Raw genomic sequence first — 15,907 nt, forward strand, 5'->3', positions numbered from 1 at the left:
AGTGGGCGCGATGAGCCGTACGAGTGAGATCGCCGCGCTGATCGAGGCCGTCTGCGCGGAGCGCGAGCTGGAGTGGGAGTCCACCGGCGAGGCGTCGTACGCGGTGACGCTGCCGGGCACCCACAAGCTCAAGACGATCTGCAACCTGATCGTCGGCGAGCACGCGTTGCGGGTCGAGGCGTTCGTGATGCGCCAGCCCGACGAGCGCCGCGAGGAGCTGTGGGCCTGGCTGTTGCAGCGCAACGCGCGGATGTACGGCGTCTCGTTCTCCATCGACGCGGTCGGCGACGTCTACCTGACCGGCCGGGTGAACCTGGCCGGGATCGACGCCGACGAGCTGGACCGCCTGTTCGGTGCCGTGCTGACCTACGCCGACGAGTCGTTCGACAACATGCTGGAGATCGGCTTCGGGACCGCCATCCGCCGGGAGTGGGAGTGGCGGGTGAAGCGCGGCGAGTCGACAGCCAACCTGGCCGCGTTCGCCCACCTCTTCGAGCCGTCGAACCCGTCCGGCCCGGCCGCCGGAGGTTCAGGGGCCGCCTGACGGGTATGCCGCACCGCGCGGTGCGGAGCACTGGGACCCACCGCGGGCCGAGGACGGACTGTCGAGGAGCGTTTCCCATGGCTCAGCGCAACAGCTCAGGTCGCGGCGCGACCGCGACCCGGACGAAGCGGCAAACCGACAACCGGACGCCGAACACCCCGAAGGTGTCGGAGTCCGAGATCTCCCGGATGAAGGTCGACGACATCCGGGGCCAGCTCCGCCGGCGTGGGGTCTCCGGGACCTCCGCGCTGCGCAAGCCGGAGCTGGTGAGGACGCTCGCGCGGACCATGCGCGCGGAGGAACGCGGCGGCGCGGCGCGGCGGAGCACCGGCCCGGCCGGTCGCCCGGCGGCGGCGAAGAAGACCACCGCGGCGAAGAAGGCCACGGCCGGCAGGTCCACGTCGGCCCGCCGGAAGGCCACCTCCGCGGCCAAGGCCGCGCCGGCTGCCCGGGCCACCGGTGCCCGGGCCAAGGCGACGGGTACGCGCAAGGCGGCCCCCGCCCGCGCGAAGGCGACCGCATCCCGCGCGAAGGCCGCCCCGTCCCGGGCCAAGGCCGCCCCGTCCCGGGCCAAGGCCGCCCCGTCCCGGGCCAAGGCCGCGCCGTCCCGGGCGAAGGCGGCGCCCTCTCGGGCGAAGGCGGCGCCGTCCCGGGCGAAGGCGGCGCCCTCTCGGGCGAAGGCCGCGCCCTCCCGGGCGAAGGCGGCTCCGGCGGGCAAGGCGGCACCGGCACGGGCGCAGGCCGCGCCGACGCGGGGGCCGGCGTCCAGTCGGTCGATCGGATCGTCCCAGCTCATCACGTCCGTCGCGGACCGTCCGGAGCGTCCGGGACGCAGCCTGGTGACCCGCAACCACGAGGTCATCCAGCGCTGGGCAGGGGCCCGGGGTGCCAAGCCGGCCACCATCGCCGGCACCGAGCGGGGCGACCGGCCCGGGGTCTTGACGTTCAACCTGCCGGGATACCGGGAGAGCAGCCGGATCCGGGAGATCACCTGGGACGACTGGTTCCGGACGTTCGACTCGCGTCGGCTCAACCTGATCTACCAGGAGCAGATGCGGGACGGCCGGCAGAGCAACTTCTTCCGTACCGAGAACCCGAATCGCGAGGACGGCTGAGGTTTACGGGAATGCCCGGCGGGAACCCGCTTGTTGGCCACACCGGAGACCGCAGCAGGGACAGCCGGATTCCCGACACGGGTGCTGTGACGGGTAAGACAGCGATCCGGGTTGAATCCGGAATCCGGGCGAACTAACTTTATTGCACCGCGTCCCGCTTGTTTTCGTTCGGGGGAGCGGCGGATCGATCAGATCCGCGCAGGCGCGACGCGAAGATCGGGTGGAGCACACCGTTGGGGGACGGTGCCGCCCGTGGAAACCGGCGGCGCGAGCGGGCGACGCTTACGGGGGTGAGTGTCGCCCGCCGCCGCCGGGCGTACGGTGCGAGCGCCCATCTCGACGGGGGTCGGGGTGGGCGCTCGGCCGTTCTCACCGGCGGATCGCCTCCACCGGTCGGGACGTGGCCCGCAACGCGGCGATCCGGCGTTCCCGTGGCGGCCCGGCGAGCAGGTGGCCGGCGGCGGCCAGCAGGCCCAGCGCGCCCACCACCAGCCAGTGTCGTTCGCCGAGCCGCTCCAGGCTGAGCCCGCCGAGCGCCGGCGCCACGAAGGACGCCGCCGGGAACGTCAGGTAGAACACCGACTGGTACCGGGCGCGCAGCTCCGGCGGCGCGAGATCCGCGTTGATCTGCGCGTTCGGGGGTGCGGCGAGCATCTGCCCGGCCGTCCAGACCACCGCCGCGCCGAGATACAGCGGCAGCCCGTCGGCGACGGTCAGCGCGCCGAAGCCGAGCGCCATCAGCCCGGTCGAGACGGCCAGCACGGTCGAGCGCCGGTACGGCTCGATCAGTCGCGGCACGAAGAGCTGCCCGACCACGATCAGCGCCCCGCCGAGCGCCACCACCAGCCCGTACGTGGACGAGCGCAGGCCGTCCGCGCGCATCGCCAGCGGCATGATCGTCGACGTCTGCATGGTCAGCACGGCGAGCAGGAACGTCAGCCCGACGAAGGCGAGGAACGTGCGGTCGGTCAGCGCGGTGTGCAGCCCGGGTCGCCGCCCCACCACCGCCTCCGGGGTCACCGCCGGACGGTGGCGCAGCGTCTCCGGCACCTTGAGCGCGATCACCACGGCCGCTGCCAGGGTGGCCCCGGCGTCGACCAGGAACAGCGCCCGGAAGCTCGCCTCGGCGAGCGCCCCGGCCAGCAGCGAGGCGACCGCCATGCCCAGGTTGAACGCCCAGAACTGGAGGTTGAACGCCCGGGACCGGCGGGCCTCCGGCACCACGTCCACGATGGCCGCCACGAACGCCGGGCCCGGCATCGAGTGCGCCACCCCGACCAGCGTGGCCAGCGCGGCGATCACCGCCAGGTGCTGGCTGAACGCCAGCGCGGCCATCAGCCCGGCGGCGGTGAGGTGGGCGGCGAGCAGGGTGGCCCGCCGGCCCCAGCGGTCGGCCAGTACGCCGCCGAGCAGCGTGCCGGCCGCGCCGCCGATCCCGTACGCGCCGACGACGAGCCCGGCCAGCGACGGCGAGGCGCCCCGCGCGGCGGTGAGGTAGAGCGACAGGAAGAGCAGCGCGAACGCGCCGGCCCGGTTGATCAGCAGGCCGGTCCAGAGGTACCAGAACGTGGCGGGCAGTCCGCCGGCCGTGTCGTCCCACCAGCGTCGCAGGCCGCGCACCCGTCCTCCAGAAAACTTTCCTTACCGATTCTTTCCGACACGGTAGCGAGCGGGTCGGCGGCCGGCGCGCGCGGGCGTACTCAGGAACCGGCCCGGACCGGCGCGGCGGGGGACGCCGCCGCGGCCTCGGCCGCCTCCGGCACCGGGGTGCGGGTCAGGGTGACCGGCGCGACCGGGGTGCCGGCGGCGCGGAGCTGGGCGGCCCGTCGTTCCCGGGCCGGACCGGAGATCAGGTGGGTGATCGCGGTCAGCGCGCCGATCGCGGCGCAGGCCAGCCACAGCGCGGTGTTGCCGGCCTGCTCCCGGAGCAGGCCGCCGAGGATCGGCGCGCTGGCGCCGGCGAGCTGCCAGGAGAGGGAGAACACGCCCTGGTAGCGACCGCGCAGCGCGGCCGGCGACAACTCCGCGATCAGGGTGGCGTTGGAGGGCGAGTTGAGCATCTCGCCGAGCGTCCAGATCAGCACCGTGAGGCCGTAGAGCCAGACCGTGTCCGCGAACGCGGTGAGCCCGAACCCGACGCCCATGATCAGCGCGGCCAGCGCCAGCACGTGCGACCGGCTGCGGCCGGAGATGAGCCGGGGCACGAAGAGCTGACCGATCACGATGAGCACGCCGTTGAGCGCGATCACCGAGCCGTACGTGGCCGGGCTGAGCCCGGAGTCGCCCATGGCGATCGGCAGCATCGAGATGTGCTGGAGGAAGACCAGCGCGGCGAACAGGTTGAGCGCCACGAAGCCGAGGAAGACCCGGTCGCGGAGGATGGTGCGCAACGCGCCGGCCGGGGCCGCCACGCCCTTGGCGACCACGGCGGTCGGCGCGGTCCGGGTCTCGCGCACCCGGGTGAAGATGATCAGCGCGGTGACCAGCGTGGTGGCGGCGTCCACCAGGAACAGCAGCAGGTAGCCGGCCTCGGCGGCGAGCCCGGCCAGCACGGCGGCGCAGGCGAAGCCGAGGTTGATCGCCCAGTAGTTCAGCGAGAACGCGCGGAGCCGGTCCTTCTCCGGCACCACGTCGACCATCATCGCGCCGAACGCCGGGCGGGCCGCCTCGGCGAACAGGCCGAGCAGCAGCGCGCCCGCGGCCACCGCCCAGAGCGGGCGGGCCAGGCCGAGCCCGACCATCATGGTGGCCGCGCCGAGGTGCGCGGTGAGCAGCGTGGGCCGCCGCCCCCACCGGTCGGTGAGGGTGCCGCCGACGGTGGTGCCGATCGCGCCACCGACGCCCCAGAGGCCGATCACCAGGCCGGCCTGGACCGCCGAGAAGCCGCGCTCCCGGGTCAGGTAGATGGCGAGGAAGATCAGCACGAACGAGCCGAGTCGGTTGATCAGCGTGCCGGTCCAGAGGTACCAGAAGGAGCGCGGCAGGCCGCCCGCCGTGTCCCGGAACCAGCCCCGTACCGTCCGCATCCCGACGCCCCCGTTTGGTAATGACCGATCAAACTCGGATGCCTTACAACCTAGTGGCCTGCCGGAATGCCGGTCACCCGCATTTCCACGTGGTGGTCGTCACCACCGGTCGCCGCGTGTCCGCCGGGCCGGTACGGCAGGATGATCCGCATGACTGCGAGCGAAGGGCCCACCATCGGGACGCTGGTCCTGCTGCGGCACGGCGAGAGCGACTGGAACGCCAAGAACCTCTTCACCGGTTGGGTCGACGTCGACCTGACCGACAAGGGCGAGACCGAGGCGCGGCGCGGCGGCGTGCTGCTCCGCGAGCACGACCTGCTGCCGGACGTGGTGCACACCAGCCTGTTGCGCCGGGCGATCCGCACCGCCGAGCTGGCGCTGAACGCCGCCGACCGACACTGGATCGCGGTGCGCCGGTCGTGGCGGCTCAACGAGCGCCACTACGGCGCGCTCCAGGGCAAGGACAAGAAGCAGACCCTGGACGAGTACGGCGAGGAGCAGTTCATGCTCTGGCGCCGGTCGTACGACACGCCGCCGCCGCCGATCGACGACGCGGACGAGTGGTCGCAGGTCGGCGACCCCCGGTACGCGCTGCTGCCGACCGAGCTGATGCCGCGCACCGAGTGCCTCAAGGACGTCGTCGACCGGATGCTGCCCTACTGGTACGACTCGATCGTGCCGGACATCCTGGCCGGCCGGACGGTGCTGGTGGCGGCGCACGGCAACTCGCTGCGCGCGCTGGTCAAGCACCTCGACCAGATCTCCGACGAGGCCATCGCCAAGCTGAACATCCCGACCGGCATCCCGCTGCGCTACGACCTGGACGCCGACCTGCGTCCGCAGGTGCTCGGCGGCACCTACCTGGACCCCGAGGCGGCCAAGTCCGCCGCCGCCGCGGTCGCCAACCAGGGCCGCTGATGTAAGGCCGGGCCCCTTGTTGACGCCTCTGGTAGAGGAAGGGCCCCTTCTCAACACTCCCCTGTTGAGAAGGGGCCCTTCCTTCCCCCGGGCGGTCGGGTCAGGCGGACGAGGAGCCGGTGATCAGGTAGACCACGTGCTCACCGGCGTTCACCGCGTGGTCGGCGAAGCGCTCGTAGAAGCGGCCCAGCAGCGTCGCGTCGATCGCGGTCTCCACCCCGTACGGCCAGTCGTCGCCGAGCAGTACGCCGAACAGGCTCTTGTGCAGGTCGTCCATCGCGTCGTCGTCGCGGTCCAGTTCGGCGGCGACGTCCGCGTCGGGCTTGGCCAGCACCGCGCCGATCTTCTCGGCCATCCGGTCGGCGATGCCGGCCATGTCGGTGAAGACCGGCCGCAGCTCGGCCGGCACCGCCGGGGAGGGGTGCCGGCGCAACGCCGTCTTGGCCACGTGGTCGGCCAGGTCGCCCATCCGCTCCAGGTCGGCCGCCACGTGCAGCGCGGTGATCATGGCCCGCAGGTCGGATGCCACCGGGGCCTGCCGCGCCAGCAGGTCGCAGACCCGCTCCTCCACGTGCCGGTAGAGATCGTCGATCTCGGCGTCCCGCGCGATCACCGTCTCGGCCGCCACGCGGTCCGCGGTGAGCAGCCCTCTGGTGGCCTGCCGCATGGCTGCGCGCACCGCCTCGGCCATGTCCACCAGCAGTTGGCTGACAATCTGCAGGTCGGCCCGGAACTCGTCGCGCATCGTCACTTCCTTCGGGTACGGCATGAGCAGGTGCGCGCCCCACGGTAGGCCGGACGGCCGGCACCAGGGTGAACGCGGATGAACGACGCGGGACCCGTGGGTGAACATTCCCGGAAGCGAGAGTGATTCGTCCCCTTGTGACCGATCCCTGGGTGAACAATGACCCTACGATCGCCGGGTGGAGTGGGCGGTGGCCATCGCGGTGGCCGTGGCGCTGGTGACCGGGCTGGTCGCCGGGTCGCTGCTGTCCGGACCCGTGGACGAATGGCGGCGCCGCCGGGCGTCGCGGGGCGGCGGGCCCACCCGCCGTGACGCAGGGAGGCCGACGATTCCGGACGAAGCACAGGGGGGCCTCTCCGGGCTCGGCCGCAAGACGATCGACTCGTTGCGCGCCGGCGTGGTGGTGCTCGACCCCGACGACGTGCCGGTGCTGGTGAACCCGGCCGCCCGCGCGATGGGCCTGCTCCGCGCCGGGGCGACCCCGGGCTCGATCGCGGCGCACCCGCTGATCCGTACGCTGGCCGGGCAGGTCCGCCGCACCGGCGTGCGTCGCGAGATCGAGCTGGACCTGCCCCGGGGTCGCGACAGCGCCGGCGACAACCCGCTCGGCGTGCACCTGCGGGCCATGGGACTCGGCTCGGGCTACATCTCGATCGAGGCGGTCGACGTCACCGAGTCGCACCGTCTCGCCCGGGTCCGCCGCGACTTCGTGGCCAACGTGAGCCACGAGCTGAAGACCCCGATCGGCGCGCTCCAACTGCTCGCCGAGGCGCTGGTGGACGCGACCGAGCCGGCCGTCGACGACGGGCCCGACCTGTCCGAGGACCTGATCGCCGCGCGGCGGTTCGCCGAGCGGATCCAGCACGAGTCGACCCGGCTCGGCCGGCTGGTGCAGGAGTTGCTGGAGCTGACCCGGCTCCAGGGCGCCGAACCCCAGCCCGCGCCCGAACCGGTCTCCCTGGACTGGGTGCTCGCCGAGGTGGTCGACCGGACCCGCACCGCGGCCACCGCCCGCCGGGTGGAGATCGTCGTGGCCGGGCAGCGGGGCCTGACCGCGTACGGGAGCGACAGTCAGCTCGCCACCGCGGTGGCCAACCTGGTGGAGAACGCGGTCACCTACTCGGCCGAGGACACCACGGTCCGGGTGACCACGCGGGCCACCGACGAACACGTCGAGATCGCGGTGGCCGACCAGGGCATCGGCATCGCCCCGAACGACGTCGACCGGATCTTCGAGCGGTTCTACCGCGCCGACCAGGCCCGCTCCCGGGCGACCGGTGGCACCGGCCTGGGGCTGGCCATCGTGAAACACATCGCCAGCAACCATGGCGGTCGGGTGGATGTGTCGAGCACCCTTGGTGGGGGCTCGACGTTCACCCTCCGGCTGCCTGCCCGCCCCCCGGACGACCTGGAGGCGACACTCGCCTCCGCTGGGATCGAGGCCGGCCCGGCCGAGCTCCGGCAGGTCTGACCACAGGAAAGGAAACACCCGTTGAGCCGCGTACTGGTGGTCGAGGACGAGGAGTCGTTCTCCGACGCCCTGTCCTACATGCTCCGCAAGGAGGGTTTCGAGGTCTCCGTCGCCGCGACCGGCACCTCCGCCCTCACCGAGTTCGACCGGACCGGCGCCGACATCGTGCTGCTCGACCTGATGCTGCCGGAGATGTCGGGCACCGAGGTCTGCCGCCAGCTCCGCCAGCGGTCGCACGTGCCGATCATCATGGTCACCGCCCGGGACAGTGAGATCGACAAGGTGGTCGGCCTGGAGATCGGGGCCGACGACTACGTGACCAAGCCGTACTCGCCCCGGGAGCTGGTCGCCCGGATCCGGGCGGTGCTGCGTCGGCAGAGCCCCGAGGCGAACGAGTCGGGCGCGCCGACCCTGGCCGCCGGCCCGGTCCGGATGGACATCGAGCGGCACGTGGTGACCGTGGAGGGCGCAAGCGTCCAGCTCCCGCTCAAGGAGTTCGAGCTGCTGGAGCTGCTGCTGCGTAACGCCGGCCGGGTGCTCACCCGGGGTCAGCTCATCGACCGGGTCTGGGGCGCCGACTACGTGGGCGACACCAAGACGCTGGACGTGCACGTGAAGCGGCTGCGCTCCAAGGTCGAGCCGGAGCCGTCCACGCCGCGCTACATCGTCACGGTCCGGGGCCTGGGCTACAAGTTCGAGCCCTAACCACCATCCGCCCCCTCTCGCTGCGTCGATCATGAAGTTGACGCGGACAAATCGCACCGAACCGTGCCGCCAACTTCATGATCGGCGGGTCGGGGTCGGGTGGGGGCGTCAGGCCCGCCAGGTGTAGCGGCGCTCGGGGCGCCCCGCCGCGCCGTACTTCAGGGTGACCTCGGCCCGGCCCGTACCGGAGAAGTGCTCCAGGTAGCGGCGGGCGCTGACCCGGGAGATGCCGACCCGATCGGCGCACTCGCTGGCCGAGAGCGTCCCCTCGTGCGCGCGCAGGGCGCGCTCGACCAGCTCGGCGGTTTCCGAGCTGAGGCCCCGCGGCAGGGTCGCGGTGGCAGCGGGCGAGCCGCTGCGCGACAGCACCCGGTCGACGTCGGCCTGGTCGGCGACGACCGTCGCGCGGACGGCGGTCCGGCGGACGGCGTACTGCTCCAGGCGGGTCCGCAGCTCGTCGAAGCCGAACGGCTTGAGCAGGTAGTTGACCGCGCCGTAGCGGACCGCGCGACGGACCGCCTCGGCCTCCCGGGCAGCGCTGATCACCAGCACGTCGCAGTCGTGCCGGGCGGCCCGGATGCGGGTCACCACGTCGAGGCCGAACATGTCGGGCAGGTAGAGGTCGAGCAGGACCAGGTCGGGGCGGAGCCGGTCGACCGCGGCCACCGCCTCCTCGCCGGTGCTGGCGGTGCCGACCACCCGGAAGCCGTCGATCCGGTCGACGAAGCCACGGTGGATCCGGGCCACCATGAAGTCGTCGTCGACGACGAGTACGTCGATCATCGCGCCACCTCCGGCACGCCCGCGCGCACCGACATCCGGGCGGTGAACATCGCTCCCTCGTCGGTGTTGGTCACCGCGACCTCGCCCCCACGACGGTGGCAGACCAGCCGGGTGAGCGCCAGACCGATACCGCGCTCGCCGCCCTCGGCAGCCTTGGTGGTGAAACCGTGCGTGAACACCTCCTGGGCCAGTTCCGGCGCCACGCCGGGGCCGGAATCGCGGACCACGATCTCCACCGAGGCGGCGTCCTGGCGAAGCTCGGCCTCGACCCAGGCGGCCTGGTCGGAGGGGTCGCCGGCCACCGCCTCGACCGCGTTGTCCAGCAGGTTGCCGAGCACGGTGGCCACGTCGGCGGCGAGTTCCGGCGGCAGCCGGTCCAGCCCGGTCCGTTCGGAGATCCGCAGTTCCACCCGGCGCTCGGCGGCCACCGCCGACTTCGCCATGAGCAGCGCCGCCACCGCCGTGTCGTGGATCCGGCTGGTCACCGTCAGGTCGAGCGAGGCGCGGTGCCGGCTCAGCGTGTCGACGTACCGGACCACCTCGTCGTGCTCACCGATCTGGATCAGCCCGGAAATGGTGTGCAACTGGTTGGCGAACTCGTGGGTCTGCGCCCGGAGCAGCTCGGTGGTGCTGCGGAACGAGCCGATCTCCTGCTCCAGGCGGGCCAGCTCGGTGCGGTCCCGCAGTGTGGTGACGGAGCCGAGCCGCCGGCCGTCCTTGTGCACCGTCATCCGGTTCATCACCAGCACCCGGCCGCCCCGGACCACCACCTGGTCCCGGGCCTCCGTGCCGCTGCCCGCACCGGCCAGCACGTCCCGCAGCCGGCCGGTGATCCGCAGCTCGGTGAGGCTCCGGCCGAGGCACTGCTCGGGGAGGTCGAGCAGCCGCCGTCCGACCGCGTTGACCAGGGTGACCCGGTGCTGCGTGTCCAGTGCGATCACCCCCTCGGCGATGCCGTGCAGGAGCGCCTCCCGGTGCTCGGCCAGCCCGGCGATCTCGCGGGGTTCCAGGCCGAGCGTCTGCCGCTTGATCCGGCGGGCGAGCAGCCACGATCCGACCACGCCGAGGCCGCAGGCGATGCCCAGGTAGGTGAGCAGGTACGACGAGGCGCCGACCAGCCGTTGCGACCAGGTCGGTGACGCCTCGCCGACCACCACCACGCCGAGGTACCGGCCCAGGTTCTTCTCCGGGTCGTCGCCGAGCACCGGCACCTGGGCGGTCAGCTCCCGTGACCCGTCGGTCTCCAGCTCACCGAACCAGCTCCGGCCCTGCGCGACAACGGGGTCGCCGAGCACGACCGGGGTGCCGACCAGCGTCGGGTTCGTGGACGCGACCACCCGGCCCCGGGCGTTCGCCACGGTCACCGAGGTGACGCCGTACTGGGTGAGGGTGTTCTGCACCAGCGGGGCGATCGCCTCGCCGGGCGAGGGCTGGTCGAGCTGGTCGCGGAGCAGCGGGCTGCCGCCGAGCCGTTCGCCGAGGGTGGCGACCCGGCGTCCCTCGACCCGGTTGAAGGTCGCCGCCGACTGCGCCAGCGAGACGGCGGCCACCGCCACCAGCACCACGACGATGATCGCGAGCTGGAGGATCAGCAGCTGCCCGGCGAGCGTACGACGCCGGGACGTGACCGCGACCACAAAGACCTCAACTTCCGCTGGTGACAGAACGCAGACAAGGCGCCCACGTGGAGGCCACCATCTTGCCGCTGGACTCAGTCGAAACGGAAGAGAAACAAGATGGCAACCAGAAGAAACGTGCTGGTCATGGGGGTCGCCGCCGCCACGGCGCTGGCCCTGGCTGCCTGCGGCGCCACCGCCGACAAGAACGAGGGCGGCTCCGGCGACGACGGCAAACCGGTCAGCGGCCTCCGCATCATGGTGCCGAACACGCCCGGTGGCGGATACGACACCACCGCCCGGACCGCCGCGAAGGTGATGGAGGACGCCAAGATCGCCACCGGCGTGCAGGTGTTCAACCTGCCCGGCGCGGGTGGCACGGTCGGCCTCCAGCGGACCGTGAACGAGAAGGGCAACGGCAAGCTGGCCATGCAGATGGGCCTGGGCGTGGTCGGTGCCTCCTACACCTCCAAGTCCGCGGCGACGCTGACCCAGACCACCCCGCTGGCCAAGATGATCGAGGAGGCCGGCGCCATCGTGGTGCCGAAGGACTCCCCGTACCAGACCATCAACGACCTGGTCGCGGCGTGGAAGGCCAATCCCAAGGGCATCGCGGTCGGCGGCGGCTCCTCGCCCGGCGGCCCGGACCACCTGCTGCCCATGCAGCTCGCCAAGACCGTCGGCATCGACCCGAAGCAGGTCAACTTCGTGTCGTACGACGGCGGCGGCGAACTGCTGCCGGCCGTGCTCGGCGGCAAGGTGGCCTTCGGCGCCAGCGGGTTCGGCGAGTTCCTCGACCAGGTCGAGGCCGGCCAGATCCGGGTCCTCGCGGTGACCAGCGAGGCCCCGATCGAGGCGCTCAAGGACGTGCCGACCCTGAAGTCCGCCGGCATCGACCTGGTCTTCACCAACTGGCGGGGCATCGTCGCGCCGCCCGGGATCAGCGACGCCGACCGGAAGGTCTGGATCGACGCGCTGACCAAGATGCACGACTCCGCGGAGTGGAAGGCCGAGCTGACGAAGCGTGGCTGGACCGACGCGTTCGTCACCGGTGACGAGTTCGGCACGTTCCTGACCGAGCAGGACAAGGCAGTCGCCGACGTGCTCAAGCAGCTCGGATTGGCATGAGCGGCATGACGACGCGACCGGACCGGGGCGGCGACCCGCCGTCCCGGCCTCCGGGCGTACCGGTCGTCCCGGCACAGCCGGGCCCGGCGACCCCGCCGGCCGGCGCGGCCCCCACACCGGCTGCACCGGTCGATCCGGCCGCACCGGTCGATCCGGCACCGGCACCGCCCGTGACCGGGGCGGTCGGCGTCGAGCCGGCCGCGCCGGGCACGCCGCAGGAGCCGGCGGCGACGGCCGGGACGGACCCGGCGGCGGACGCCGTGGCGGAGCCGGCCCCGAAGCCGGACCGGGCGCAGTACGGCGTGTGTGCGTTCCTCGCCCTGGTCGGCGGGCTGGTCATCGTCGACGCCACGACCCGGATCGGAAGCGCGATCAACACGGCCGACCCGATCGGCCCGAAGCCGGTGCCGATCCTGCTCGGCGTGCTGCTGCTCGTCGTCGCGGTGATCTACGGCGTGGACGTGGCCCGCGGCGGCGCCGGCGAGCCGGAGGCCGGCGAGGACGTCGACCTGAGTCTTCCCGTCGACTGGCGCACGGTGCTGCTGCTGATCGGCGCGTTCGCGGTCAACGCCGTGCTCATCGACCGGCTCGGCTGGGTGATCAGCGGAACGATCCTCTTCTGGGGGTCCGCGTACGCGTTGGGCAACCGGCACTACGTGCGCAACCTGCTGATCGCCGTCGCGATGTCCCTGATCACGTTCTACACCTTCGCCATCGGGCTCGGCGTCGACCTCCCCGCCGGCGTGCTGCAAGGGATTCTGTAGATGGACAACCTCGCCAACCTGCTCGACGGGTTCGCCAGTGTGCTGACCCCGATGAACCTGCTGTTCGCGCTGATCGGGGTGACCATCGGCACCGCCGTCGGCGTGCTGCCCGGCATCGGCCCGGCGATGACCGTGGCGCTGCTGCTGCCGGTCACCTACGGGATGGAGCCGGCCCAGGCGTTCATCATGTTCGCCGGCATCTTCTACGGCGGCATGTACGGCGGTTCCACCACCTCGATCCTGCTGAACACCCCCGGCGAGTCCTCGTCGGTGGTGACCGCGATCGAGGGCAACAAGATGGCGAAGGCGGGTCGGGCCGCCCAGGCGCTGGCCACCGCCGCGATCGGCTCGTTCGTCGCCGGCACCATCGCCACCGTGCTGCTGGTGGTGGTCACCCCGCCGGTGGTGCAGTTCGCGATCAGCCTCGGCGCACCCGACTACTTCGCGCTGATGCTGCTGGCGTTCGTGTCCGTGACCGCGGTGCTCGGCGCGTCCCGGGTACGCGGCTTCGCCTCGCTGCTGATCGGCCTGGTGATCGGCGTGATCGGCATCGACCAGTCCGGCCAGCAGCGGCTCACCTTCGGGCTGCCGCAGCTCGCCGACGGCATCGACGTGGTCGTGGTGGCGGTGGGCATCTTCGCCGTGGGCGAGGCGCTCTGGATCGCCGCGCACCTGCGCCGCAAGTCCGGCGAGGTGATCCCGGTGGGCCAGCCGTGGATGGGGAAGCAGGACTGGAAGCGGTCCTGGAAGCCGTGGCTGCGCGGCACGGCGTTCGGCTTCCCGTTCGGCGCGGTGCCGGCCGGCGGAGCGGAGATCCCCACGTTCCTGTCGTACGTCACCGAGAAGAAGCTGACGAAGCACCCGGAGGAGTTCGGCCGGGGCGCGATCGAGGGCGTCGCCGGGCCGGAGGCGGCGAACAACGCCTCGGCCGCCGGCACCCTGGTGCCGATGCTGGCGATCGGCCTGCCGACCAACGCCACCGCCGCGGTGATGCTGGCCGCCTTCGAGGGGTACGGCATCCAGCCCGGCCCGCTGCTCTTCACCCGGGAGTCCAGCCTGGTCTGGACGCTGATCGCCAGTCTCTTCATCGGCAACCTGCTGCTGCTCGTGTTGAACCTGCCGCTCGCCCCGGCCTGGGCGCGGCTGCTGCGGATCCCGCGCCCCTACCTCTACGCCGGGATCCTCTTCTTCGCCTCGATGGGCGCGTACGCGGTCAACGCGCAGCCGTTCGACCTGTACCTGCTGCTCGCCCTCGGTCTGCTCGGCTTCGGCATGCGCCGCTTCGGGCTGCCGATCCTGCCGCTGATCGTCGGCACGATTCTCGGACCGCGTGCCGAGTTGCAGGGTCGGCGCGCGTTGCAGCTCTCCGGCGGTGAGCTGCACGGGCTGATCGGCGGCTGGGTGTCCTGGCTGATCTACGCCACGATCGCCGTGGTGCTCCTCTGGCCGCTGATCGGCCGGTTCGTGGTCCGTCCGCTGCGCGAAAGGTGGGTGACGGCATGACGGTGCTGGTGGGGTACGTCCCCTCGCCGCTGGGCGAGGCGGCGCTGCGCGCCGCGATCGAGCAGGCCCGGTTCCGGGGCGAGCCGGTGCTGGTGGTGAACACCTCACGGGGCGACGCGTACGCCGACCCGCGGCTCGCCCCGGAACCGGACCTGGAGCGGGTGGTCCGCGAGTTGGTCGCCGCCGGGGTGCCACACAATGTCCGGCAGCTCATGCGGGGCCGGGACGCGGCGGAGGAGATCGTCGAGATCGTCGAGCGGGAGGACGTGTCGCTGGTCGTGATCGGCATCCGGCACCGCACGCCGGTCGGCAAGCTGATCATGGGCTCGACGGCGCAGGAGATCCTGCTCCGGGTGCCCTGTCCGGTGCTCGCCGTGAAGGCCGGCTGAATGGCGCCCGGGGACCCCGCGGTTCCCGGGCGCGCCCAGACCGGCCTGCTGCTCGCGCACACCGTGACCGTGCAGGCGGTCACCTTCATGCTCCGGCCGGCGTCCGCGTACCGGGCGCTGGAACTGGACGTGCCGGGGGCCTGGCTGGGTGTGCTCGGGGCCAGCTTCGCCGTCGTACCCCTGGTGCTGGCCGTGCCGTCCGGGCACGCCGTGGACCGGTTCGGCGAGCGCCGCGTCGCGCTCGCCGGGTCGGTCCTGCTGGTCGCCGCCGGCCTCGGCTTCGTGCTGCTCGCCGGCTCGGTGGTCGGACTGGTCCTGGCCAGCATGGCGCTCGGCACCGCGCACCTCTGCGCGGTGGTCGCCCAGCAGGCGCTGGTCGCCAACCGCACGCCGGCCGACCGGTACGACGCGGCGTTCGGCTACTACACCTTCGCCGCCTCACTGGGGCAGGCACTCGGCCCCGGCCTGATCGTGCTCTTCGGCGGGGACCGCACGATCCCCGACACCCGGGCCATCTTTTTCGGCGCCACGGTGGTGGCGCTGCCACTGCTGGTCGTCACGCTGTTCCTGCGCCCGTCCGGACACCACCGGCGGGCCGCCGACGGCCGCGACGCCGGCGGGCTGCGCGACCTGCTCCGCCAGCCTGGCCTGGTCCGTGCCCTGACGGTGAGCTGTGTCGTCCTGGCGGCGGTCGACATCACCCTGGTCTACCTGCCCGCGCTCGGCGCGGAACGCGGCATCGCCGCCGGCTCGATCGGCATCCTGCTCGGGGTCCGGGCGGTCGCCTCGATGGCGTCCCGGCTGCTGCTCGGCCGGCTGGTGGCGGCCCTCGGCCGGCGGGTCGTGCTGGTCGGCACGGTGGCGCTCTCCGCCGTCGGCCTGGCCCTGCTGCTGCCGCCGCTGCCGTTCGCGGTCCTGCTGGTGGTGGTCGCGGTGGCCGGGCTCGGGCTGGGTGCCGGCCAGCCGCTGACCATGTCGTTCCTGGCCGAGGTGGCTCCACCCGGGCTGCGCGGCCGGGCCATGTCGCTGCGGCTCACCGGCAACCGGCTCGGTCAGGTGCTCATCCCCAGCGCGGCCGGCGCGCTCGCGGCCGGCACCGGCGCGGCCGGCGTGCTCGGCTGCACCGCGGCCGGCCTGGCCGGCGCGGCCGTCGCCGCCACCCGCCTGCACCGACCCGCGGACCCGCATCCCTGAGAAGAG

The 15,907-nt window shown here is 72.7% G+C and carries 15 protein-coding genes; 10 read left to right on the plus strand and 5 right to left on the minus strand.

Annotated features, from left to right (window positions below; all coding sequences use genetic code 11):
* Positions 1 to 10 precede the first annotated feature (10 nt).
* Together VKK44_RS00680 and VKK44_RS00685 are read left to right on the plus strand one after the other, a co-directional pair.
* A complete protein-coding gene (locus tag VKK44_RS00680; RefSeq protein WP_343444873.1) occupies positions 11 to 544 on the plus strand; it encodes a type III secretion system chaperone family protein in 534 nt (177 codons plus the stop codon).
* A gap of 188 nt (positions 545 to 732) precedes the next feature.
* Positions 733 to 1,659: a hypothetical protein gene (locus VKK44_RS00685; protein WP_343447615.1), complete on the plus strand. Its 927-nt coding sequence runs from the start codon at positions 733 to 735 to the stop codon at positions 1,657 to 1,659.
* A 369-nt stretch (positions 1,660 to 2,028) separates the two neighbouring features.
* On the opposite strand, the gene VKK44_RS00690 is transcribed toward VKK44_RS00685, so the two are convergent.
* Together VKK44_RS00690 and VKK44_RS00695 are read right to left on the minus strand one after the other, a co-directional pair.
* Positions 2,029 to 3,279 (minus strand): MDR family MFS transporter, encoded by a 1,251-nt coding sequence (locus VKK44_RS00690; protein ID WP_343444874.1) that lies wholly within the window; start codon positions 3,277 to 3,279, stop codon positions 2,029 to 2,031.
* Between the two features lie 80 nt (positions 3,280 to 3,359).
* A complete protein-coding gene (locus tag VKK44_RS00695) occupies positions 3,360 to 4,685 on the minus strand; it encodes an MDR family MFS transporter (protein WP_343444875.1) in 1,326 nt (441 codons plus the stop codon).
* Positions 4,686 to 4,835: 150 nt separating this feature from the next.
* Between VKK44_RS00695 and VKK44_RS00700 the strand changes: the two genes are divergently transcribed.
* Positions 4,836 to 5,603 carry a phosphoglyceromutase gene (locus VKK44_RS00700; protein ID WP_343444876.1) on the plus strand — a complete coding sequence of 256 codons (768 nt, stop codon included), beginning with the start codon at positions 4,836 to 4,838 and terminating at the stop codon, positions 5,601 to 5,603.
* Positions 5,604 to 5,703: 100 nt separating this feature from the next.
* Here the strand turns inward: VKK44_RS00700 and phoU are convergent, their stop codons facing one another.
* Positions 5,704 to 6,348 carry a phosphate signaling complex protein PhoU gene (gene phoU / locus VKK44_RS00705; RefSeq protein WP_281938341.1) on the minus strand — a complete coding sequence of 215 codons (645 nt, stop codon included), beginning with the start codon at positions 6,346 to 6,348 and terminating at the stop codon, positions 5,704 to 5,706.
* 178 nt (positions 6,349 to 6,526) lie between these two features.
* On the opposite strand from phoU, the gene VKK44_RS00710 reads away from it, so the two are divergent.
* Both VKK44_RS00710 and VKK44_RS00715 read left to right on the plus strand, forming a co-directional pair.
* Positions 6,527 to 7,819, plus strand: coding sequence for a sensor histidine kinase (locus tag VKK44_RS00710; protein ID WP_458351591.1), 1,293 nt, complete (start codon positions 6,527 to 6,529; stop codon positions 7,817 to 7,819).
* A gap of 21 nt (positions 7,820 to 7,840) precedes the next feature.
* A complete protein-coding gene (locus VKK44_RS00715; RefSeq protein ID WP_343444877.1) occupies positions 7,841 to 8,524 on the plus strand; it encodes a response regulator transcription factor in 684 nt (227 codons plus the stop codon).
* 108 nt (positions 8,525 to 8,632) lie between these two features.
* Here VKK44_RS00715 and VKK44_RS00720 read toward each other — a convergent pair whose 3' ends face one another.
* Positions 8,633 to 9,307, minus strand: coding sequence for a response regulator (locus tag VKK44_RS00720; protein ID WP_343444878.1), 675 nt, complete (start codon positions 9,305 to 9,307; stop codon positions 8,633 to 8,635).
* Positions 9,304 to 10,944, minus strand: coding sequence for a sensor histidine kinase (locus VKK44_RS00725; RefSeq protein ID WP_343444879.1), 1,641 nt, complete (start codon positions 10,942 to 10,944; stop codon positions 9,304 to 9,306). Before VKK44_RS00725 ends, VKK44_RS00720 begins: the two co-directional genes overlap by 4 nt.
* Positions 10,945 to 11,043: 99 nt before the next feature.
* Between VKK44_RS00725 and VKK44_RS00730 the strand changes: the two genes are divergently transcribed.
* The 5 genes from VKK44_RS00730 to VKK44_RS00750 are packed head-to-tail and all read left to right on the plus strand — an operon-like array spanning position 11,044 to position 15,901.
* Entirely contained in the window at positions 11,044 to 12,051 is a 1,008-nt protein-coding gene (locus VKK44_RS00730; RefSeq protein ID WP_343444880.1) for a Bug family tripartite tricarboxylate transporter substrate binding protein, read from the plus strand.
* 5 nt (positions 12,052 to 12,056) lie between these two features.
* A complete protein-coding gene (locus VKK44_RS00735; protein WP_343444881.1) occupies positions 12,057 to 12,815 on the plus strand; it encodes a tripartite tricarboxylate transporter TctB family protein in 759 nt (252 codons plus the stop codon).
* On the plus strand, positions 12,816 to 14,318 hold the full coding sequence (locus VKK44_RS00740) for a tripartite tricarboxylate transporter permease (protein ID WP_343444882.1): 1,503 nt from the start codon (positions 12,816 to 12,818) through the stop codon (positions 14,316 to 14,318).
* The gene (locus VKK44_RS00745; RefSeq protein ID WP_281938332.1) at positions 14,315 to 14,707 is read left to right on the plus strand and encodes a universal stress protein; all 393 of its coding nucleotides are present in this window, start codon (positions 14,315 to 14,317) and stop codon (positions 14,705 to 14,707) included. Before VKK44_RS00740 ends, VKK44_RS00745 begins: the two co-directional genes overlap by 4 nt.
* Positions 14,708 to 15,901 carry an MFS transporter gene (locus VKK44_RS00750; protein ID WP_343444883.1) on the plus strand — a complete coding sequence of 398 codons (1,194 nt, stop codon included), beginning with the start codon at positions 14,708 to 14,710 and terminating at the stop codon, positions 15,899 to 15,901.
* Positions 15,902 to 15,907: the final 6 nt, after the last annotated feature.

The sequence above is a fragment of the Micromonospora sp. DSM 45708 genome, from assembly GCF_039566955.1.
In the GTDB taxonomy this organism is placed as follows: domain Bacteria; phylum Actinomycetota; class Actinomycetes; order Mycobacteriales; family Micromonosporaceae; genus Micromonospora.